The sequence below is a fragment of the Rhodohalobacter sulfatireducens genome, from assembly GCF_022012475.1.
Lineage (GTDB): Bacteria > Bacteroidota > Rhodothermia > Balneolales > Balneolaceae > Rhodohalobacter > Rhodohalobacter sulfatireducens.
On sequence record NZ_JAKLWS010000004.1, the window covers coordinates 19002 to 42038 of the forward strand.

General features: G+C 43.2%; 12 protein-coding genes. 5 read left to right on the forward strand and 7 right to left on the reverse strand.

Annotated features, from left to right (window positions below; all coding sequences use genetic code 11):
* Positions 1-136 precede the first annotated feature (136 nt).
* From L6773_RS04585 to L6773_RS04595, 3 genes are read right to left on the reverse strand one after another with little or no spacing between them, the layout of a single operon-like run.
* Positions 137-2203, reverse strand: a complete 2067-nt coding sequence (locus L6773_RS04585) for a fibronectin type III domain-containing protein (protein WP_237852677.1) — start codon at positions 2201-2203, stop codon at positions 137-139.
* A 42-nt stretch (positions 2204-2245) separates the two neighbouring features.
* Positions 2246-8143, reverse strand: a complete 5898-nt coding sequence (locus tag L6773_RS04590) for a carboxypeptidase-like regulatory domain-containing protein (protein WP_237852678.1) — start codon at positions 8141-8143, stop codon at positions 2246-2248.
* Positions 8144-8158: 15 nt separating this feature from the next.
* Complete coding sequence (locus L6773_RS04595) at positions 8159-9898, reverse strand: hypothetical protein (protein ID WP_237852679.1); 1740 nt, start codon at positions 9896-9898, stop codon at positions 8159-8161.
* A 249-nt stretch (positions 9899-10147) separates the two neighbouring features.
* Here L6773_RS04595 and L6773_RS04600 point away from each other — a divergent pair, with 249 nt between their 5' ends.
* Both L6773_RS04600 and L6773_RS04605 read left to right on the forward strand, forming a co-directional pair.
* The gene (locus tag L6773_RS04600) at positions 10148-10717 is read left to right on the forward strand and encodes a sigma-70 family RNA polymerase sigma factor (protein WP_237852680.1); all 570 of its coding nucleotides are present in this window, start codon (positions 10148-10150) and stop codon (positions 10715-10717) included.
* Positions 10718-10809: 92 nt separating this feature from the next.
* Positions 10810-13437, forward strand: coding sequence for a tetratricopeptide repeat protein (locus L6773_RS04605; RefSeq protein WP_237852681.1), 2628 nt, complete (start codon positions 10810-10812; stop codon positions 13435-13437).
* Positions 13438-13471: 34 nt separating this feature from the next.
* On the opposite strand, the gene L6773_RS04610 is transcribed toward L6773_RS04605, so the two are convergent.
* A complete protein-coding gene (locus L6773_RS04610; protein ID WP_237852682.1) occupies positions 13472-13969 on the reverse strand; it encodes an HNH endonuclease in 498 nt (165 codons plus the stop codon).
* A gap of 363 nt (positions 13970-14332) precedes the next feature.
* Between L6773_RS04610 and L6773_RS04615 the strand changes: the two genes are divergently transcribed.
* Both L6773_RS04615 and L6773_RS04620 read left to right on the forward strand, forming a co-directional pair.
* The gene (locus tag L6773_RS04615) at positions 14333-15640 is read left to right on the forward strand and encodes a Glu/Leu/Phe/Val family dehydrogenase (RefSeq protein WP_237852683.1); all 1308 of its coding nucleotides are present in this window, start codon (positions 14333-14335) and stop codon (positions 15638-15640) included.
* Positions 15641-15660: 20 nt separating this feature from the next.
* Positions 15661-16065: an ATP-binding protein gene (locus L6773_RS04620; protein ID WP_237852684.1), complete on the forward strand. Its 405-nt coding sequence runs from the start codon at positions 15661-15663 to the stop codon at positions 16063-16065.
* A 13-nt stretch (positions 16066-16078) separates the two neighbouring features.
* Here L6773_RS04620 and L6773_RS04625 read toward each other — a convergent pair whose 3' ends face one another.
* Genes L6773_RS04625 through L6773_RS04635 form a run of 3 tightly spaced genes read right to left on the reverse strand, consistent with a single transcriptional unit; the run spans position 16079 to position 21584 of the window.
* On the reverse strand, positions 16079-17410 hold the full coding sequence (locus tag L6773_RS04625; protein ID WP_237852685.1) for a TolC family protein: 1332 nt from the start codon (positions 17408-17410) through the stop codon (positions 16079-16081).
* On the reverse strand, positions 17407-20508 hold the full coding sequence (locus tag L6773_RS04630) for an efflux RND transporter permease subunit (protein ID WP_237852686.1): 3102 nt from the start codon (positions 20506-20508) through the stop codon (positions 17407-17409). Before L6773_RS04630 ends, L6773_RS04625 begins: the two co-directional genes overlap by 4 nt.
* Complete coding sequence (locus L6773_RS04635) at positions 20505-21584, reverse strand: efflux RND transporter periplasmic adaptor subunit (RefSeq protein WP_237852687.1); 1080 nt, start codon at positions 21582-21584, stop codon at positions 20505-20507. The genes L6773_RS04630 and L6773_RS04635 overlap by 4 nt, the downstream gene beginning before the upstream one ends.
* Before the next feature lie 208 nt (positions 21585-21792).
* Between L6773_RS04635 and L6773_RS04640 the strand changes: the two genes are divergently transcribed.
* Positions 21793-23025: an alpha/beta fold hydrolase gene (locus L6773_RS04640; protein ID WP_237852688.1), complete on the forward strand. Its 1233-nt coding sequence runs from the start codon at positions 21793-21795 to the stop codon at positions 23023-23025.
* Positions 23026-23037 lie beyond the last annotated feature (12 nt).

Here is a 23037-nt window from a genome sequence, read left to right on the forward strand (position 1 = left end):
TAGCAAGAACGGGTAAGAGCTCTCTTTCATATATGTACATTTCTTTTCAATGAAATTCTTCAAAGAAGAATTCATTGTCCTGAAAATAATAGACACTAAATATCCAGAGAATAATTTGAGCTTACCAAAAGCAGGTCTATATATCAACCCGCACGGATTCTTCCGAGCTTGTTTCACTTTCTGTATTCTCTCCAATTACGGATACTGAGTACCAGTACAACTGCCCCTCTGATACATTTTCGTCCCTGAATATCGTTTCGTCCAAATCATTCATTCCAATTGATGTAGATTCTGTTTCTCCGGGCGTACGCTTATAGATCCTGTATCCTGTAGCACCATCCTGTAAAGTTTTATTCCATCGCAACTCCACACCTGTTGATACCGACCGTACACTTACTCTTGAAGGTGGCCTCAAAGCAGGAGCAGATGGAGCGAATGACGCTGTGTTCGACATCAGGCTCTCCACATCGAAAATATCTACTGAGGACAGCGAATAGTAATATGTTTTGCCTGATTCAATGTCAATATCATCACACGAGGTTGTTGTAATCAATGAATCATTGACCTGTTCAAAACCGGCCTGTTCTGCCTGGATGGAAGCAGCGGCACTATCCGGGGTGATCTCCATAGGTGAATCACTTCTATAAAGATTATATCCTTGTACAGCCTGGTCTCTTTCGGTTTGGTCACTCCAAAAAAGCCGCACTCTTGATTGTTCAGCATATCCCTCAATTCCAACCGGTGCCGGTGGGCGAACAATTCTGTCCGGACGTATGGTGACTGTGTTTGACAAATCGCTTTCCAGTTCGTTATTACTGACCGCTTTAACTGCATAAACATAATTAGTACGTCCATTCAATTGTTCAGCATTATCAAAAAATGTGGTCGTATCTTGAATAGAGGGTGAGACAACCGCAAGCGAATCGTACCGGCTGGTTCCCCTGTAAACGTAGTAGGCATAGAGGTTCGGCTCTTCTACGGAATCCCAATTTAAGCGAATCCCTTGCTCTTCCTGTTCTGCCGTTAAACCTGACGGTGGTGATGGGGGGAGCGTACTTTCATGGGAAGCGCTGGCAACCCCGGACGGTAACTCATTTCGTTCTCTCATCGTTACCACCCGAAACTCATAATAATAGGAACGGTTGGGCACCAGTTGTGTATCAAGATATTCTGTGGCAGCGATGGATAATGTATCCAGAACTATAAAATTTTGACGTGCATCCCTCGAACGCTGAATCTCAATTCCCGTAAGGTAGGGCTTTTGGGGAATCTGTTCCCAGAAAAGATGAATGCCGGAAGTTGTATCTTTTGCGGTTATCTCTCCGAAAAGGGGCAGATTTTCAAAATCGACTGAAATTACGGTTAGTGTATCCGAATGAGGGCCTGGATTTCCAACGACATCAACCGGCTCAATAAAAAATGTATATGCGTTTTCCGGTTCAGCTGCCTTTTCATATTGATAGACAATTAAGCTGTCGGCATTTCTTCTGCCCATGATCCGTTCTTCCAGCATGGTAAATTCACCCTCGTCCGTTTGTTGGTAGACCCTTGCAAAGTAGGCGTCTTCTGAACCCTCAATCGGAGATTCCCAGGAAGCGGATACTAAACTATCCCGTTCCATCCTGTCTATACTCTGCGGAGCTAAAATATCAGGTGAACTTCCAACAGTATCTGATCCTTCAAATGCTTCCTCAGACTTAGTTCCGTCCTCCATCAGATATCTTACTTGATACCAAACTTGTTGCCCCTGTTCAAAATTTTGCGTCTCTTCATCAACGTAAACTGTGCCAAGAACCCGCCAGAGTTGAGGATCAAGACCTATAAAACCATATAATTCAAGAGCTGAATTCGATCGAATAAAATTTAAGAGCTCTTCCTCAGATGATGTATCAGTCTCCTCCATCAAACGATCAATAAAGACCTGGCCGGCACGTTCATTTAGCTCTTCAACCGTTTCGGGAGCCTGTAATTGAGCAATCTCCTCATATTCCTCATCCTCATTCAGTTTTCTGTAAATCACTGCTGCTACCCGTCCCGATTGGGGATACCCTTCACTCAAACCTGCATCACTTGCAAACACGATCATCCCATCCGGCGACCAATTAACAAGGTTCTCCGGATTCTGATTGATCTGGGCTTCTGCATCCACTTGCAGTAATAGCATCAACAATACCCATGCAGAGGTAAATTGTAAAAATTTCATTCCTATATTCTCTATCAACATAATAAACAGTGATTTAAGAAATTAGTTTAAGTCAACTGAGACTTGCATTCCGCGATTTGATCTATAATCCACATCAATAGATCCGCTTGCACAAAGACTTGCTCCCTTGGGGACAGGGCATTTAAAAGAACCACAGCTTGGCTGGCAAATCTTTGTTTGACAACCTACATTACAGTCACCAACATATGCTGAAACACTTGCATCTACACCGCCACTTGCCGACCAAACTTCATCATAATAACTTCCCGAAATTTCACCTGTGGCTTCAATGTCTGCACCGGCAACATCCCCACCCAATAGTGTAACACTGCCTCCACCCTGCCAGTTACTACCCAGATAAAACCCATAATTCTGACTGCCAAAATCAGCATTTAACTTACAGCGTGTGCTATTGTAAAAATAAGCACATGCCTTACCAACTGCGAAATCTGCACACACCTCATTACTCTTGGGTATACCAAATTCAGATGCAACATCGAGGTGAATTCCATTGATCTCACCTCCTGTCAGAAAATCAGAGGACACAAAGCTGGTGTATTCATTATATTCGGGATGCGAACTCACATTCAGGTTCCATGCTGCAATAATATTCGCATTGGCATTAAAGAGTTCCAGCAGTTCTGCGTTATACCTGGCTCCTACAAACCAATATTCATCTCCCTGTTCACCACTCAGCACCAATCTCGTGGATCCATCTACGGTTATATTTACATCGTCCAGTTTTTCAAAGCCTACATTTGCTTCCAGGTCAAAAAATGGCTTTCCAAAATCTATGGTTAGTTGAGCGTCTGCAATTTGTTGGGTCATAAGAGTGACGTCTGCACTTCCTTCAACAACCGGAACTCCATTTCCGGCTTTAACGATAACTTCCAAAGGATCTAATGCAAGGGCATGTTCAGCTCCCGGTGCGAAGGAGAGAGTAGCACGAAGTCCTACTTGAATCCTGCTCTCACTTGTTGTGTATTCAAATCCTCCTCCAATATTTGAAAGAGTCACTGTACCTATTTGGATAGGCGGTAAGCCGGTTTGTACATCAACCCCAAACATCAAGCTGCCGGTATTCACTTTCTCATAGAAAAAATCAATCGACAGATCCAACGGGCTGTCACTGATTCCTATATTTCCCGCACCACTAAAACCTGTTTTTTGAACTGTATCCACAAAACCAATACCGGCGCCAACGCTGGCTACTCCAACTACATCAAAATCAAGATCAATTTCTTCAAACGAAACATTACCGTCCGGTTCGTAAGTTAATCCACCGGACTGTGCATTTATGAATGGGATGGCCCGCAAGCCAAATTTACCATCTACATAAATATTAGGATCACCCCCAAAGTTGTTAAAATCAACCTCATTCACAGTCAAATCTGCAAGCCCAAAGAAATCACTTTCGAAATTACTGGTAATGTTTGCCCTGAATTGGCCATCCGTTCGGATCAGGAACTCTTTAAATTTCAACGGTTCATCTACATACTTTGGTAATGCAATTTCACCTGCACCACTCACAAAATATGTATTCTCATCTTGGACTTTCCCGAATGTAATGTCAACTCCGGGTTTTGATTGCAGGGATGTAATCCCAAAGATATCCAGGCCACCTGTTGGGATAGTGAACTGTCCGCCAAATATTTGGTCGGGAGAAATTGTAAGATCTGAAAAGTTAATTTCAGATACATCCGATCCTGGTATAGCAAGTGCAAATGCACCACCCAAAGAAAATCCATTTTCACTAAGAACACCGGATGCTACTTCAAGTGCCCAATTAGCAATTCCAATACTTGGTTTGGGGTCTAAATCTAAATCCGCTTTTTTTACAGCTCCATTGATCCCAATCACCAACTCACTCAGTCTTATACCTACATTATCCAAGAGCGGAATATTATTAAGAGCAACTTCACCCCCAAGGTGAAAACCGTCACTCCTGACTCTGCTTTCATCGAGTTCCATATTCACATCAAACCCATAAAGTTCAAACGACTCTTGTACAGAACTGATTCGTAGTTCGAAATCCGATTCTCCAACATCAGGGATTGGAAATGACCCGTCACTTGTCAGAGTCACCAATTCTTCTTCGCCTACACCATCCGGTATGTCATCTAAATTTGGAAGTACAAGCTGCTGTTTTGGAGCACCGGGCCATTCCCAACCGGTTTCTGACGTAAACGTGGATTCGTAGTCGATCTGAACTTTACCGGCCAGATATCCAACTTGCGTTGGGAGTTCTCGTTCTCGGACAACAATTCCACTTGAATTACTAACCGTAACTTGCAAAAAGCCAAATATTTCCGCGTTAAACTCACTCATATCAGTCTGTACCGATCCGCCAACGGGCAGCAATTCGCCATTTTGCTCAAATACATTGATGTTTGTGAAAGGAATGCGGAAATCAGGCTCAACGCTTAATAATGGATTATTGGGTACCGACACAATTGAACCGGTTATAGTTGTATCGGATGGACTTACAGACAACTCCTCAACTTCAATATCAAACCCGAGAAGCGAGGCGATGTTAAACTCGGAATCCTGAAGGCTGAAATCGACCGTTTGCTCTGCATCTTCAGAGAATGTTGCCACCTGAGAATCTCCTACAAATCCAGATTTTCCTGCCTTCAGTGTCCACTCTCCGGTAGGGATTCCTGGAAGTGTATATGAACCATTGCTGTCTGTGGTTGTTTGAATGTCTTCTCTTCCTTCAAGACGAATCGTAGCTCCCTCAACCGGGTTTCCGGCTGCTGTAACAGTTCCTGTGGCACGGCCGCCCAGCTCCATCGAGATCGTAACATCGGTCACTTCACCATTATCCGTAATGGTGGTTTCGGTTAAGATTGGGATAAAGTTCGTTGTATTAGGGGCTTGAACCTGTATGGGTACGGTGCCAGCTGGTGTTTCATCAAAATAGATTGAACCCTGGTTGTCCGTCTGGCCGCTCGGTCCGTTTTTTGCGACCTCAACAGTTGCATTTTCGATCGGTGATCCGTCCGATGCAGATTCTACGGTTACATCCAGCTTTCCAACCGCTCGACTGATGGTCAAAGTGCCAATATCCTGTGTTTCTCCGGGTGAACCTCCCTCTCCCATCATATCCATAAAGTAGGAAGCCGCAGAACTATACTCTGCGAATGACATATCAGAATCTTGATCAACAAAATTTTGATCGCTATTGAAAGAGTTCGATGCATTTCCGCTGTATCCTAAAGAGGCAAAAGAAAAATCTTCGCCTTCCTCCCCGGTTTGGAATGATTCCGTGTTCATTACGGAATTTGCCCATTCATTCGTTGTGTTTGAAAAATTTGAAACGTCATCTGCCGACCAATTTTGACTGGTTTGATTTAAATCCAGCTCGAAATCCGGGTCTTCAGTAATTTCAACAGTTATTGATGTGTCCAGGTCTGTATGTCCAATTTTGCGAATTTGTAAAAGATGCGAACCCCGGGTATTTGCTGTTACAAATCGTCCCTGTTGATCGGTTTGGACGGGCGAACCCCCATTCTGCCATTTAACCGTTGCATTGGCAATATTTTCCGATTGATCGTTTTGAATCCGTCCTACAACTGTAATCAGCGTCGGATCAAGCATAATTGGATCTCTTTGCACAATCATACCGCGCTCATCCAATATAATCTCCTCTTCATAAGTTTCAGTCTTTGCACTCTGAATAATCAGATTATAAGGTTCTGGATACGCCTGTATGCCGGTTAATGTAAACCTTCCATCGCTGTCTGTAACTGCTACCCTGGGATATAACGTTATTCCGGGATTTTGCTGATGCGGAGGCGGCTGAAGAGTAACTATCGCATTTTTGATCGGTGCCTGGTTATCGCGACGGACTACACGCCCCTCAACCATCGGCGGAGCTTTTTGGAGCTCATATACTTTCTCAACTGTGGCTGATTCAAATTCTCCAAGATCCGGAGAGGCTGACAAATGAGTTGTAATTGAATTGTAACCGCGCGCATTTACACGAACCATGTATCGATCAGTAGATCCTTTCTTTCTCGGAAACAGGCGTGTAATCTGCCCGGATGCACTGGCCTCGGCAACTTTTACATAGGTCTTGCCATTAAAATTCCTGGTTTCCTCCTGCTGATTGGTCATCGGCCATCCTTCCTGTTGAAGGGCGGGCACCACATCATACCATTCTTCCTGCCTGTAAATTTCTACCGTGGCTTCAGAGATCGGTTCATCGTCCTGCCGTTCTTGAACAACAGGATTCAACCGATAAGTGAGAGCTGTACCCGTGATTGCACCTGCATTATAAGTTCTTGCATTATTTGTACTGACGATCACTGTTTTCTCTTCACTAAATGTGAAATATGGGGAGTCAACCACGATTTCGACTGATGCTACTGCCAATTCCATATCCTGAAGCTGTGATGCAGGTGTATCTGTATTCTGTAGATTTATAGTTTGGTCCTGATCCTGTTGGTTACCCAACAAAGATGTACCGCTATCTGAATCAGATTCATTGGAATCACCCAGGAGACGATCGAGTTCTGATGGAGCAAATGAGAGTGTATAGGCGCCCTCCTCGTTAGCAGTAGTACTGGCAATAACCTTATCGGTGCCATCTACATCTACCATTGCTTTTACATTTGCTCCCGCAATGGGGTGAGTGAGCATATTATCAGAAATTTCTGCTAGCTGATCCTGAATATTTCCGGATGCTTGTCCAAAATCTTGAATTTGAACATTTCCGGTATCCCCACCGCCGTAAACGGGAACTTCTGCATCAATGGAAATTTGTTCCTGGTTAGAATCTTGATTTTGGTTCCCAAGGCCATCGTAAAGATTTCCGCTGTAATTTGCATCCTCCATGCTGTAGTTGGGATCGTCGAGGGCGGTTTGTACCCCCGTATTATTTGTACCGGAGAGATTAAAACTGGAGTTCGAATTGACCGGCCCGTTGCTTTGAAATCCTTCTGATGGTCTGAACTGGAATTCAACTGTACCGGAAATAGTAGTGGTTGGAATCTGTACCGGAATCGGCTCTAATGTCATTTCCGGTTCAACCAATGTCAGCTGGTCATCTTCATCCTCTTCTTCAGATCCATAGGTAAAAACCCGAACTTCGCTCCGCCCTTCGTTATTGATGGGAATATCGCCATTTACATCTTGGGCAGTTACTTGCCATGCATATGTTTTGCCCTCCTCCAAAGGAAGATAAGAAGCTGTATATGGCAACATTGTCGTACCAACGCTAACAGCAGATGCGTGTTCACGGTTACTTACAATTGCTTCGGATGGATTTTGCCCGTCGAACAGTTCAACAAGAAGAAATTCATACTCAACCATCATACCGGGTGGACCCATTACAGGTGACCACGAGAAAACAGGTGTAGTAACGGTTGGTGAAATGGACTCACCGTTGGAGGGTGAAACCAGGGTGGGTGGTTGAGGAAACCGCACCATAAAGTTTGCAATACCTTCAATACCGGGCACAGATGATCCAACGATCTCCGGTTCAATAGTTATCCGGTAGTTCCCCTCGGGAAAAGTTCCCGCCTGAAAAGCCTGCCGAAATCGATTTCCGGGTAAATTCTCAAGTATTTCCGGGGTGGTCAACTCAAACTGAACAAAATTCGGAAACGGACTTAAAATGTGCATCCCCGAATCAAAAGTTGTGGGCAACGAAGTTTCGTTGACCAATACTTCACTATCCAGGGTTACCCGAACATTGAAGCGGACGTCAACAGGCCCGGGTCCTGTTATGTTCAACTGAACCTGGTAGTTGCCTGCAAAAACATTTTGTTCAAAGTCACTTATGTAGGGACTTGGCAAGATCTGTGGAATGCCGATTATAGTAGCCCTGGCCTGTGTTTGGGCCTCTGCCTCTTCCTGGTTCCAAGCTACCAGGAGGATGGATATCAGCATCAGTTTTAAAACGTTTGAAAGTGTTTTTGTAATATCTACTTGCATATATATACTAGATTTTTAAAACCGCTGTTGAAATCGAAATCGTGCTTCCATTTCAGAAAATGCTTTACCATCGCCCTCCATTACTGTATTATTTTGAGTGCGAATGTTTAACTGTAGATTCGTTGAAGACGTGACAGAATAGCTGGCCACAAAATTGCCATTTATCGATAAACTCTTGTTTACTCTATTTTGATCGGTCACTATTTGCTCAAACCTGTTTTGTGATACATTCACCGTCAGGTTTAAATTCAATTTCCTTTGTAAGAGTGCATAACCAGATCCCAGCGAACCCGTTAGTGTTGTAAAGGTGTTGCCCGGGGCATCTCCTAAAACAACATTTACTGAACTGTTAACAGACAGGCCTGAGGGTAATGCCAGGGAGTAACTGGCCGCTCCCGTTTTTGTATTCGATTCATTTGTTTCCAAATCACCATCCTGAACCGGGAACTCCACAAGCATATCCTGGTAAATTGCGGTAATAGAAAAATTATGAGTCGCACTTCCGCTGATAATTGAAAAACTTGGGAAAAACTGAAATACCTGCGAGAGCTGACTGTGTTGACCCTGGTTTCCGGAATCGTTTGAGCTAGTTGAAGATTCAAACCGTGTATAACCGCCACCCAGATTTACACTTTCAGAAACCTGCACATTTGTATTCAGGTTTATATTCTGCCTGGTTTGCTTCGAAATCCTGTTGCCAAGTAAATTATCTTCGCTCAGTGAAAATTCTCCATCCAGGGTCCACTGCTGATCAAAAAACTGGAAAGACGGGGTAAGTGTAATGGTGTGCTGGTCATCCCTCATATCTCTCATCCCCAAACTTTTATAGCCCGGTAAAATTCGTTCGTATTGCGCTCTCATCTGGAAAGCATCAAAGGAAAATTCGGTGTGCGCCATACCTGCGTACGAAAGTCTCGTGCTGCTTCGGGGTGTAAAAAGATCCGTCAAAAAGGAGGGGATATCAGATTCATCGGCAGCCAGGTCGGGACTTCTCTGATCTCTTGTAAAAGCCGAGACCGTAGTTTCCGCCCCCACCTTAAAAGTCTCCTCTAAAACAGAAAACTGGAATTTTGGTGTAACCGCAAGGTTTTCAGCAGGGGGAGAAAGCAATCCCGGCCGATAATTTGTTATGTTTGAAGTGTCCGGAATGGACCCCCTGTTATCTTTTGAATAAAATGCTGAAAGGCTGAAGTTGCTTCGTTCGGAACTACCCACACCGGCCTGAAATGCATACAGCCAGCGTTCAAATGTTGGACGACGTGCACGATCTGCACTAAAATCGAACACAGCCCTGTTTACACGGCCGGCAGCCAGATCAATAAAAACAATTCCGGGAGATAAATTGAGCTCGCCGCCCCGAATTGTGGTACCTCTTAGTGCGTAATTTCCATAACCCGGGTTTACATCACCAGCTGAAAGTGTTACCCATTTCCAGCTTCCATAAAAATTAAACCGGTTGAGAGATTGTCGTAATTTGTTATCATCGGTGCTGTATCGAATATTTGCCCCGGATTCAAAGCCAAGAATTGAAAAATCAATATTAGCCGTTAAAAGAGCTCCCAACGGCTGTCTTCTGTTTACATCTTGTGTGGTAGTATATGCATGAGATTGTAAGCCAACAGAACCACTGTAACTGTAGGTTTCAATATCTGTTTCACCGATTGTGTCCTGAGCATATAGGGAGGGTAAAGAGGCTAAAAATATACTTATTACAAAAATTACTATTTCAACTACCAGCAATTTTTTTGGGTGCATCCTTACAATTTCTTCGTCTATTGCAATTCTTGGACTTTATTCCTGTGTAATAGTCGCCTCAGACTTGTTATTCAGATACTTTGTAGGCATTTTAAATTGTTTTGACAATATTTATCCCGAACCTGAATCTTTAGACCATCAGACTGGGTTAGTTTTGCAAATGTTAATGAATACCCTAAATAGGCTGCCTTTATATGTAAATGCGAATTCCGCTACAGAAAGGGGTCAAAATAATCTTTAATTATTTAGATGAGTGATAAGAGCGACATAACCCAGCTTTTACTTACCGTTAACAAAGGAGATCAGGATGCATACAAAAAGCTTTTTGAACTTGTCTATGATGAGCTTCGCCGAATTGCCAATACACAACTGAATTATGAATATTCCGATCATACATTCAGCAAGACCGAATTGGTTCACGAAGCATATCTCAAACTGATTGATCAATCGAAGGTAGATTTCAACGACCGTACACATTTTTACGCTATCGCTGCACGCTCTATGCGTCAACTTCTGGTTGATTATGCACGCAAGAAAAAGGCCGACAAACGAGGAGGCGGACAGAAACCGCTGCCGTTGGATGAAAATATTTTTCACTTGAGAAAACATGCCGAAGATATTATAGAACTCGACGAACATCTTGAACAGCTTTCCCAGCTTGATGAGCGACTGGGACAAATCGTAGAACTTCGTTTTTTTGCCGGTATGAGTATTGATGAAACTGCAAAAATGCTGGATCTATCAGCAAGCACTGTTAATCGTGACTGGGCGAAAGCAAGAGGATGGCTCTACCAGCGGTTAAAATCAGAACATGGATGAAGTTTACCTGATTTTACACAGGACTTGAAGATTAAATGAGACCGAAAGCAGATCTTTTACGCATAATTATTGTGTGAATAAGCTATATGAATATGAATAAGGAACGCTGGAATCAGATAACCGATATTGTTGATGAAGTCCTGGAAGCAGAGGGTCCATCTGCAAAAAGAAAAATCCTGGAGGCTCGGTGTAGGAATGACGAGGATCTAAAAAAGGAAGTTCGGAAGTTCCTCGATTCTATTGAGGACTCTTCTGAGTATTGGGATTCTCTTTTTCAATCCAACCGGTTATTTATCGGAGAGATTACCGATGATTATGAGAATACCCTCCATGAAGGTTTATTGGAGAAAGCTGCAACTCTTCCTGAAATCGGAGATAACATTCCCGATCAGATTGATTTATATCGCATAAAAAAGCGAGTCGGGATTGGCGGTATGGGAGAAGTGTACCTGGTAAGCAGGATTGACGAAAAATTTAATCAAAATGTAGCGCTTAAATTGATGCGCCATGGAGTGACCTCGCAAGACCAGGCCCGAAGATTTGAACAGGAACGTACTATCTTATCATCTCTCAATCATCCAAATATTGCTCGCCTGCTGGATGGGGGAATCGCCGAAGACGGTCGTTCTTATTATGTGATGGAATATGTGGACGGAATTCCTATAACTGAATATTGTGATAAACACGGTTGTAACCTGGAGGAACGCTTAAATCTATTTAAGCAGGTTTGTAAAGCCGTTCAATATGCTCACTCGAATTTCATTGTCCATCGTGACCTTAAACCCGATAATCTCCTTGTTAACTCTGAGGGAGTCGTTAAAATTTTGGATTTCGGAATTGCCAAGATGATTGACGATAGCCTTGATGAGAAGAGTCTCCTTCAAACCAGTTCCGGTTACAGGATGCTAAGCCTTAAATACTCGGCGCCCGAACAGATCACTCTCGACCCGATTACAACGGCTACCGATGTATATTCCCTGGGCACACTGCTTTTTGAGCTTTTAACAGGCTCACATCCGTTTCATTTGAAAGGCAAAACACTGCATGAAACGGAATACATTATTCGAAATCGGCAACCCAGCTACCCGAGCAGCGTATCCCCCCGGTGGAAAGCAAAACTAAAAGGAGATATTGATGCTATAATTTTGAAGGCGCTTCGAAAAGAATCTGCAGAGAGATATGATTCTGCACAAAGCATGCTGGATGATATTGAACGGTTTGAGAATTCACTCCCGGTAACTGCCCGCCGCGATTCCATGCTGTATCGATCTAAAAAATTTATCAAAAGACACTCGCTGTCGCTGATGTTTTCAGGATTTATACTCTTTCTGGTGGTAGCTTTTACTCTTTTTTATACACAGAGAATTGCAGATGAAAAACGAATTGCTGAACTACAAGCTCAAAAAGCCGAACAAGTAACGCTCTTTCTGATGGATATGTTTGAGGCGAACAGTCCTTCACAATCGGCCGGTGAAATTATTACCGCGAGAGACATGCTGGAACGCGGGGAAGCCGAAGCGGCAAAATTGGAGGGGTATCCCGAACTGAAAGCACAGATGTATGAAGTGATTGGCGAAATTTATCGAAGGCTCGGCCAGTATAATAAATCAGAATCACTTCTGAGACAATCGTTAACCATCAGGCAGGAAATTTACGGGAATTATCACACCGAAACGGTAGGTACATTCGATAAATTGGGACTTCTTCTTATTAATAAAGGAGAATTTTTTGCTGCCGATTCACTCCTGAGTCTTGCACTGAATATCCGGGAAAGTCAACTAAATTCAACAGGGCCCGATATGGCCGAGACGCTCAGTAACCTTGCCTTTGCCCGCCGCAGGATAGGAGACTCTGCAAATGCCGAGCCGTTATACAGACGAAGTCTTGAGATTCGTGAAGAATACCTGGGACGAGATCATCCCTCAACTATAGAAAACATGAGCAGCCTTGGTGTTGTTCTTCATTATAAGGCGAAATATCGGGAGACAGAGGCCTTATTCAGGGAAATTCTTGAACGTAGAGAAAGTCTGCTTGCACCCATCCATCCCGACGTGGCTATCAGCCAAAACAGTTTGGGAGCATTGTTAATGAATCTCGGGGATTACCAGGAAGCTGACAGCCTGCTCAATCGTGCCTTAACTGTTCGGCGTAAATTGTATGGAAATGATCATCCCTTTGTAGCACTTACACTCAACAATCTTGCAATATCACACATAGAGCAAGGTAAATTATCTGAAGCGCAAGAGTACGTGAATGAAGCTTACCGGATCAGGGTACCACAACTTGGTCATGATCACACAAATACGGCTATCACAAAATTTACTATTGCAAAGTTAATGCTCGAGACCAATCAACCTGACTCTGCAATAACCCTTTACAAACAGGCGTACCAGACATTCCACGATAACCTCTCTCCCAAGCACTCCCTAACCGCCCGAACAATGGTTGGCATCGGGAGTGCATATCTTGCAAAAAATGACCTCGAATCGGCCGCCCCCTATTTTGAGGAGGGATACAAAAAAGTGGAGGCTGTTCATACAGAAGAGTCGTTGGAACATGCACTTGCCAGTATTCAATATGCTGCATATCTGATGCAATCGGGGAACAAAGAACAAGCAGATTCTATGCTAAAAACTGCCCGCAGAACCCTTCAATCTTTCGAAAAAAAGGAGAGTTTGAGGCAGGAAAACATTGTGACACTTCTCAATCAGATGAACTAAAGGAATTTATTGCCACTCGACCCTGCTTAAGTACTTACATATAGAGATAAGGCTTCCAGTGCTCCTGTACACCACCCAGTAAATTCTGGAAGAACGTAATATGTACAGGCCGGTAGGGTTCTATGTCCAGGGGCATTCTTGCTTCATCAGGCGTACGATTTCCCTTCTTCACATTGCACTTATTACATGCCGTTACCAAATTTTCCCAGCTATCTTCGCCTCCCCGGCTGCGGGGAAGTACATGATCGAGGGTTAAATCGGATTTTGTACCACAATACTGGCAAGTGTGCTGGTCTCTTTTCATGATGTTTCTGCGAGACAGTACAATTTTTGCATAGGGCAGATTGATATATCTCCGAAGACGAATAACAGACGGATAGGAGTATTCGTCATTTACCGTTCGAATAACCTTCTCAGGGTCATCATGCAGTAATTCGGCCTTCTCAAGAAATAATAATTTTACAGACCTCTGGACTGAACAAATACTGAGTGGCTGGTAGTCCTGATTTAGTACAAGTACGTCGGAATCCATGGGTTAAAAATTAGCTGTTCAAGTAGAGATAATGTCTATAAATGAATCTAAAGCCTAAATAGTATGACTCATTTTGCTTTAAATTTCAACTAAAAAAAATCTGTAATCATTCTGTTTTGCTCAATCAACGTAATTAATGAAAGGATAATTATTTGATAACCTCATATTGAAGTCAATCAACTGATTTCAGGAGTAAAAAATCAATTTTGTCTACAATTTGTATACAAAGGGTACACTTTTAATAAGTGAATAAAAATTGACAAAAAAAGAGTTTTTCCGTTGCTGAAAAAGCCTGTATTTTACAACTGAAACACGACTATTATCGCCCTTAAAAAACTAAACAAGCGCTTCCATATCAAATTTATGGCACCTCAAAAAAATCACTACAACGCTTCTATTTATAAAGAGCCAGGCCCAAAATTAAGTACAGAGACACCTTTTGAATCCATGATGGAGAGATTCCGTTTTGCTGCGGATGTTCTCGAGTTAGATGAAGGTATGTTCCAGTATCTTTCGAGTCCCGTAAAACAGATCATCGTTTCAATCCCAATTATAATGGATGATGGCAGAATTGAAGTTTTTGAAGGTTACCGGGTTATTCATGATAATGTACTCGGCCCCTCGAAAGGCGGCATACGCTACGCTCCCGATGTAAACCTCGATGAAGTAAAAGCACTCGCCTCATGGATGACATGGAAATGTGCCGTTGTGAATGTTCCATTTGGAGGTGCAAAAGGTGGTGTTCGGTGTGATCCCAATAAGCTTTCCAAGACGGAGCTTGAACGTATTACCCGGCGATACACCGCCAACATGCTGGATATTTTTGGGCCTGATAAAGATATCCCCGCCCCCGATATGAATACAAACGAACAGATCATGGCCTGGGTGATGGATACTTACAGCATGAATGCACAAAGAACGGAAACAGCCGTTGTAACCGGCAAGCCTATCATATTGGGAGGTTCACAGGGACGAAAAGAAGCGACCGGCCGCGGAGTGGTTACAGTAACTCTGGCCGGATTGAACAAACTTGGGATGATGCCTAATAACGTTACTGTTGCCGTGCAGGGATTTGGAAATGTGGGTTCGGTATCGGCAAATTTAATGTATGAACAAGGCGCAAAAATTATAGCCATTAGCGATGTAACCGGTGGATATTACAACGAAAATGGAATCGACATACCTGAGGCTATCCGGTACTCTAAAGAAAATAACAATCTTCTAAAGGATTTCCCGGGAGCTGAACTGATTTCGAACAACGAACTCCTTGAACTTGAATGCGATGTTTTGATTCCTGCCGCTAAAGAGGATCAGATTAATCGTAGCAATGCCGGAAACATTCAGGCAAAAATTATCTCTGAAGGGGCAAATGGCCCTGTAACCGCAAATGCAGATGCTGTACTTGAAGAGAAAGGAATCATGGTAATACCGGACATTTTGGCAAATGCAGGTGGTGTAACCGTTTCTTATTTTGAATGGGTCCAAGACCGGCAAGGTTATTTTTGGACCGAAGAACGAGTTAACAGGCGACTAAATCGAATGATGCGCAACGCTTTTGATAATGTTTATGGCGTAAGTGAAGAATTTAGAATAACTTTACGCCAAGCAGCTTATGTCTACGCTATAGACAAAGTGGCAACTACATTAGAAATGCGTGGCATCTACGCTTAATAAAATTGAATAACGGCAATATGTCGAAACAGATTTTTCGGCTCTCATTGAACTCGACTTATAAAGAGTCGGAAAAGGTTCCGGATTTTGTTACGGAGATTCAAGAAAAGAGCCAATTGGAAGAAGATACTACCGGTGACCTTATGCTCCTGCTTAGTGAAGCTGTGACGAATGCTATTGTTCACGGCAATAAACTGGATGAGAAAAAAAAGGTTGAGGTTGAGGTAAAAATAAATTCTAAACAGATCATTTCTACTGTAAAGGACCAGGGCAAAGGATTTAATCCGGAAGCTGCCAACGATCCATTAAAAGAAGAAAACCTCTTAAAGGACAGTGGAAGGGGTATTTTTCTGATTGAAGAGATCTCTGATTCGGTAGATTACCTTGACAACGGTACTACGATTCAATTTTCACTAAACCGTTAGTTTCAACTGCTTCTTACTGAACAACTAACGCATCAATATTTCCACTTAACTGAAGCAGTTCCGTTTCAGCTATTTTAGCTTCATACTTGGCATTGATCAGCCTGTTTTCTGCTTGCAGAAATGTGGTTTGAGCTTCCCTGAATTCAAGTGAACTGATACTACCCAAGCGAAATCTTTCCAGTGCAATATCGAGTGTTTCTTCTGCATTCTGATAGTTTTCCTCTTCCAAATCTACAAGTTCAATTGCGTTTACATAGGCCCGAAATGCACTCTCAAAATTAGATTCTATCCGTAATCTCTCCTGCTGCCGGCTGATTTCAGCATTCTTTTGATCAATTTTAGCGTTTTGTATTCTTCTGTTGATATTGAATCCGTTGAAGATCGGTACGCGGGCTGTTAATCCATATGAAAAACCGGTTGTTTCATTAAAACTAAAGAATCCTCCCCCGCTTTCATTCCTGTTAAAGCTATATCCCGATGAAAAAGAGATCTCCGGATATCTTTCACCCTGAACTTCGCGCAGTTCTAATTCAGTGATATCTTCCTGTGCCTTAGCAATGGCTAACTCAGTATTTTGTTCAATTAAATTCTCATAGAGTTGCTTTTTTACCAGGGAGCGATTTACAGAAATCTCACTTACTACGTCAAACTCCTCGCTTGGCTGCCGTCCCAAAAGTTCATTTAGATTAATTTTGGCTTCTGTAAGTGAATTTGTTTCCCGGATATAAGCAGCACGATCTTCACTCAAGTCTGAACGAGCCTGCAATAAATCATACTCGGACCCGGATCCTAAATCTACTTTTGTTTCTTCAATCTCAATTCGTTCTTCGGTTACTTCAATGTTATTCTGAAGGATGTTCAACTGCTCGCTAATTCGAATAATATTGAAATATGTAAATGAAATATTGGCCACCAAAAACTCCTGGTTCAGGTCAAGCTGCAATTCACTCAGGTCTCGAATTTCTCCAAGGCGGTTGTATGAGGAAAACATCCGCAGGCCATCAAAAAGTGTCCAATCTAAATTGATTGCTGCGTTTGTATTATTGCTCTCTGCACCTTCGGTTATACGTGATTCTCCACCGGCCTGAAATTCACTGTCTTCTATGCGTTCCGTCCTGGAGGCCGTTGCATCAACTATGGGTAAAAATCCTGCATTTCCCAACGACAGATTATTTTCTGCCTGCTCAACTGAATTCCTTGATATCATAATTCCGTAATTATTCTCAAGCCCAATAGCTACGGCTTCATCAAGTGTTAATACCTGTTGAGCGATGGCTTGTGAAGGAATCAAAAAAGGTAGTATTAGAAGAACTGTGTAAAATCCAGCAATTATTCTTTGAATCATACGGATGCCGGCTCCATTTTTTCAGCTTTTCGAGCTTTTTTAAGAATTTCGCTTTCTGCGTCTTTTTCGGTTGCAAAATAGCTGTATATGGCGGGAATTACATAAAGCGTTAAGAAACTTCCGATAAACAGCCCGCCAATAACTGCAATCCCCATTGAGGTTCGGCTTTCCGCTCCGGCACCCAATGCAAGAGCTATCGGTAGAATCCCAAGAATCGTCGAAATGGTAGTCATTAATATCGGACGGAATCGTACAGCAGCTGCATCTTTAATCGCTTCCATTACATTCATTCCCTGTTCCTGGCGTTGATTGGCAAATTCGACTATTAATATCCCATTTTTTGCCACCAACCCGATCAACATAATAGCCCCAATCTGGCTGAAAATGTTCAGAGTTTGATTGAAATACCAAAGAGATAACAGAGTACCGAATATTGCCAGGGGCACTGTAAAAAGGATGATAAACGGATCACGGAAACTCTCAAACTGAGCGGCCAGTACCAGGTAAATCAAGATCAATGCCAAACCAAAAATAAAGTTCAGGCTTGCAGCACTTTCAGCAAAATCTCTGGATGGACCACTCAAATCCGTAATAAAATTCGGAGGCAGAACTTCTGCGCTAATTTCATTCATGGCGTCAATACCGTCACCAATAGTATATCCGGGTGAAAGTGATGCTGATACAGTTGCCGCACTAAATCGATTAAACCGGAAGAGTTGAGGCGGTGCACTGGTTTCTCTGAGTGAAACGAGATTATCAAGTTGAATTTGTTGGCCCGAAGCACTTCGCACGGATATTGTTCGAAGGTCAATCGGTTCATTCCGGTATTGTCGCTCCATCTGGCCAATCACTTCGTACTGTTTTCCGTCAATAATAAAATATCCAAAACGGCTGCCTGATAGTGACAATTGAAGGGTCCTGGCAATATCCCGAACAGATACCCCTAATACCCTGGCTCGGTCGCGATCAATGCTCAATTGAACTTCGGGCTGATTAAATTTCAGGTCTACCTCGGCAAAATTAAATGCGGGGTGATTATTCGCAGCCTGGACAAAATCTGGAATCACCTCTTCCAGTTCCGATAAGTTCTGAGCCTGCAGCACATATTGTACCGGCAATCCACCACGGCGGTTACCGATGGATTGTGGTTGTGAAACAAATGTTTGTGCTCCTGACAGATCCGTCATTAGGGATGAAAGTTGGTTAGCGATCTCCTGCTGAGAACGATCACGTTCACTTTTATCCACTAACGTTAAGAATCCGAAAGCAGAATTCGTGGAAGTCGAGGCTCCAAAACCCGGTGAGGTTACTGTGTTGATCGCTTGAAGTTCAGGAACATTCTCCTCAACCGTTTCAATCATCCGATCAACATAGTTGTCCATGTACTCAAATGAGGCGCCCTCAGGCCCTGTTGCGAACAGCCTCAGTTGCCCACGGTCTTCGAGCGGAGCAAGTTCCTTGGGAGTCGTGGCATATAACAGTGCAATAAATCCGAAAGCAACGGCCAAGATGACAAAAGCGAGCCATCGCATTTTCATAAAAGATTCAAGCGAACTTTTGTATGCGTTGTTCATCGTCAAGAAAAACGGCTCTGTCATTTTGTAGAACCGATTCTTTTTTGCACCCTGTGATAGAATTTTGGTTGCTAACATCGGTGTAAGTGTCAATGCCACAAACGAAGAGATGATTACAGCTCCGGCAATCACCACGCCAAATTCTCTGAAAAGCCGACCGGTGGTTCCTCCCAAAAACAAAATTGGCAGAAAAACGGAAACCAACGCTAACGATGTAGCAATAACCGCAAAGAAAATCTCTTTTGAGCCGAGAATTCCTGCCTCAACAGTGGGCAAGCCCTGCTCCATTTTAGCATAAATGTTTTCGAGAACAACAATGGCATCATCAACCACCAAGCCGATGGCCAATACTATTGCCAGCATGGTTAACACATTGATAGAGAAACCTGCTACGTACATCACAAAGAATGCACCGATCAACGCGATGGGTATTACGATGATTGGAATCAGGGTGGTTCGCCAATCCCTCAAAAATAGAAATATAACAGCAATCACGAGCGCTAAAGCGAGGAAAATTGTCTGTTCTACTTCATTGACTGATTGCTGAATATACTCACTGGTATCAAACCCGACAGCCAAACTGATATCTTCCGGTAAATCGCGTTCAATACGCTCAACCCTGTTAAAAAACTCTTCTGCAATATCCAGCTGGTTTGATCCCGGCTGGGGCATTGCAACGACACCTACCATGGGCACTCCGTTTCTCTTCAGTACCGTACGCTCATTTAATGCACCCAACTCGGCATTACCAATATCCCTGAAGCGTACTTTTCGGCCCTCTTCTTCACGAATGATTAAGTTGTTGAACTCTTCTGCTGTTTCCAGTCGCCCCATTGTTCGGACAGAAAGTTCAGTTGTCTGGCCTTCAATTCGGCCGGAGGGAAGCTCAACATTTTCGCGCTGCAACGCCGCCTGAACATCTAATGGAGTTACACCATATGCTGATAATTTCAGCGGATCCATCCAGAGCCGCATCGAATATTCTTTATCTCCCCAGATCTGAATTGAACTCACTCCGGGAATGGTCTGCAATTGCTCCTTAAAAATATTATCTGCAATGGCAGAGAGATCCAAAAGGCTCCTTCTGTCGCTGTTTACATTTAAAAATACGATCGGAGTTCTGTCAGCATCTGCTTTGGTAACCGTTGGCGGATCAGCATCCGGTGGTAATTGCCCCTGCGCCCGGGATACTCGATCCCGGACATCGTTGGCTGCAGTTTCCAGGTCTATCTCCAGGTCAAACTCAACTGTAATTGTACTACGTCCCTCACGGCTTACAGATGTAAGCGTTCGAATTCCGGCAATCCCGTTGATAGATTCTTCAAGAGGCTCCGTAATTTGTGATTCAATCACCTCAGCGTTTGCCCCCACGTAACTGCTTGATACGGTTACAATCGGAGGATCTACAGATGGATATTCCCTAACACCGAGGTAGAAAAACGAAATCACCCCAAATAGAATAATTACAATGGACATCACCGAAGCCAAAACCGGCCGGCGAATACTAAGTGAGGATAAACTCATATTTCTGTGGATTTAGTAATTTCTGTAATGTTGACCTCCATTCCGGGTCGCACTTGCAGCAGGCCTGTGGTTAATACTATATCACCCTGCTCAATTCCTTCAATCACCTGAACTTTTTGACTGTTCCTGATGCCTGAACGTATAATCCTTTCCTCCACTACACCATCACTAGCTACAAAAACTTTTTGTGAATTTAAGCCGGGTATGATGGAAATGGTCGGCACCATCAGTGCATCATTAATTTCATCCAGAATCAGAGTAATATTTGCGAATGCGCCGGGATACAAAAGCTGATCATCATTCTCACTTATCGCGCGAATTTGAAGCGTTCTTGTTTCTGTATTAATCCTCGGTTCAATAGCATAAACTTCACCGGAAAACGTAGAATCAACCCCCTGTACTGAGTAGAGGATTTCGTCTCCAACGTTCACGCGCGAGATATATCGCTCAGGAACCGAAAAGTCGATCTTAATGGGATCAACCTCCTGCAATGATGCGATGCGGGTGTTCGGGCCAATGTATGAACCGACACTTACATACTTAAGGCCGATTACCCCCGAAAAGGGTGCCCGAATTTCTGTTTTATCAATCTGTGCATTGATCAGCTGAATTTCAGAGCGAAGAACGTTTACTTCATTTAGAGTAGCATCGTAATCTTCCTGACTAATGCCTCCCCTTTCAAGTAATCTTCGCTGCCGTTCCTCGCGTTGTTCTGCAAGAGCCATCCTAAATTCCGCTCGCTGTTTCTGAGCCTGAAGTTCACTGTCATTAATTTTTAAAAGAAGATCACCTTCCTGAACTTCACGTCCCTCCTCAAAATAGATATCGGTTATAATTCCTGAAGCTTCAGCACTTAGTTCAACAACCTCATTTGCCTGAATGGTGCCGCTGGAAAAAATTTCGTCGTCTATCGTTTCATAGTCCATCTCTACGGCTTCAACTTCCAACAAGTTGTTGCCTCCGGAATTTGCAGAAACTTGCTCCTCACCGGATGAACTAAGCCACGGTTTGACTTTGGGATAGGATAATCCGCCAATCACCACAAGAACAATGATTATTGTAATAATTCTCTTCAAAAAAAATACCTTTTAAATTTGGTTTGTATATGTAATGTCCGAAAACAGAGAAAGTTAAAGTATAGTTCTGAATAAATAATCTTTTCTATGTAAAATAATGTTTCGCATCCGTTTTCTATAGCTGGAAGATCTTAATGTTTTATATTGTAACAATGGAAATGTAATGGTATTTTTCGGTTATTCTTGACTCCAAAAAAGATCATTCAATATGAAAAAAATCGCACTCATTACACTTCTGTTCGCAGTTTCTATCTCCCCGGAGGTTATAAGTCAGACCTCTGAATTCACCATATCCGTAGATGAACCCAAAAATGGTTCGATAACTCTTGATCCGGTATTGCCTGAAGACGGCAAATATGCCGAGGGCACTCTTGTAACTGTAACCGCAACAGCTGAATCCGGTTATGTGATTGATGCTGTTTACCACTCAACGCCAGGACAGTGGGGACCAATGTTTTATGATACACCTCGTGTTTCCTCGCTTCAAGTAACTATAGATGGAAATAAGAGTGTTGGCGCATATTTTGTTGAAGAATCATTGCTGGATGGTTTTACACTTACACCGGACATTATATATGCTAAACCGGGTGTAAAACCATTGAAGTATGATGTCTATTCGCCCGAAGATGCCGTAGATCTACCGATTCTCGTAATTATTCATGGTGGCGGCTGGCGCTCAAACGATGAAGATATCATGCGCGGAATGGCCCGACAATTTGCACGAGGAGGAAATTACGTTGTAGCCAGTATAGATTACCGGTGGTTGGGTACAGGTGATGGCGATGAAACTCCCAATACTATGGCTGACCTGATTGAAGATGTATTTGGTGCCATCGCCCACATTCGGGAGCATGCTCAGGAATATGGCGGCGACCCTTCAAGGCTTCTGCTTACCGGTGATAGTGCCGGCGGACATCTCTCAGCCTCTGCTGCTACCATGACAGACCGAATTGGAGACGGTGGGTTTGGAGAGACAGAAGGGATCTATGAATACTCCCCGACTTATATTCCTGAAGGCAAAACCGCTGATGATTTACGCACTGAGTTAACCTCATCCATTAAAGGCGTAGCTCCCACGTACGGAGTATTTGCATTTGAGGGGGCGAATATGCTGCAGATGCTTGGCATGACTGAAGCGGATGACGCTAAAGTTGCGGCTATCTCTCCTATTCACAACATTCCCGATGCAAGTGAACTATCAATGCCCCACTACTTAATCAGAGGTACGCAGGATCCGCTAATTTCTGATGAGAATGTAACAGCCTATATGAACGCACTCGTTGAGAAAGGTCAGCGTGTTGAATACGTACAGGTTGGGGGCGCAAGCCACGCCTTTTTCGACTGGAAACCGAACAACAGCACGGTGGATACCTTTGAGAAATATGGAGTGTATTACATCGAAGAGATGGAGCATTTCTTCGATTCTGTACTTTTTGAATAACACAAAAAAGGC

What these genes read in the sequence shown, in the direction of transcription:
- L6773_RS04605 (WP_237852681.1), top strand. Translation starts at nt 10,810, where the DNA reads ATGAATAAGGAACGCTGGAATCAGATAACCGATATTGTTGATGAAGTC.
- L6773_RS04615 (WP_237852683.1), top strand. Translation starts at nt 14,333, where the DNA reads ATGGCACCTCAAAAAAATCACTACAACGCTTCTATTTATAAAGAGCCA.
- L6773_RS04625 (WP_237852685.1), bottom strand. Translation starts at nt 17,410, where the DNA reads ATGATTCAAAGAATAATTGCTGGATTTTACACAGTTCTTCTAATACTA.
- L6773_RS04585 (WP_237852677.1), bottom strand. Translation starts at nt 2,203, where the DNA reads ATGAAATTTTTACAATTTACCTCTGCATGGGTATTGTTGATGCTATTA.
- L6773_RS04600 (WP_237852680.1), top strand. Translation starts at nt 10,148, where the DNA reads ATGAGTGATAAGAGCGACATAACCCAGCTTTTACTTACCGTTAACAAA.
- L6773_RS04610 (WP_237852682.1), bottom strand. Translation starts at nt 13,969, where the DNA reads ATGGATTCCGACGTACTTGTACTAAATCAGGACTACCAGCCACTCAGT.
- L6773_RS04620 (WP_237852684.1), top strand. Translation starts at nt 15,661, where the DNA reads ATGTCGAAACAGATTTTTCGGCTCTCATTGAACTCGACTTATAAAGAG.
- L6773_RS04590 (WP_237852678.1), bottom strand. Translation starts at nt 8,143, where the DNA reads ATGCAAGTAGATATTACAAAAACACTTTCAAACGTTTTAAAACTGATG.
- L6773_RS04630 (WP_237852686.1), bottom strand. Translation starts at nt 20,508, where the DNA reads ATGAGTTTATCCTCACTTAGTATTCGCCGGCCGGTTTTGGCTTCGGTG.
- L6773_RS04595 (WP_237852679.1), bottom strand. Translation starts at nt 9,898, where the DNA reads ATGCACCCAAAAAAATTGCTGGTAGTTGAAATAGTAATTTTTGTAATA.
- L6773_RS04640 (WP_237852688.1), top strand. Translation starts at nt 21,793, where the DNA reads ATGAAAAAAATCGCACTCATTACACTTCTGTTCGCAGTTTCTATCTCC.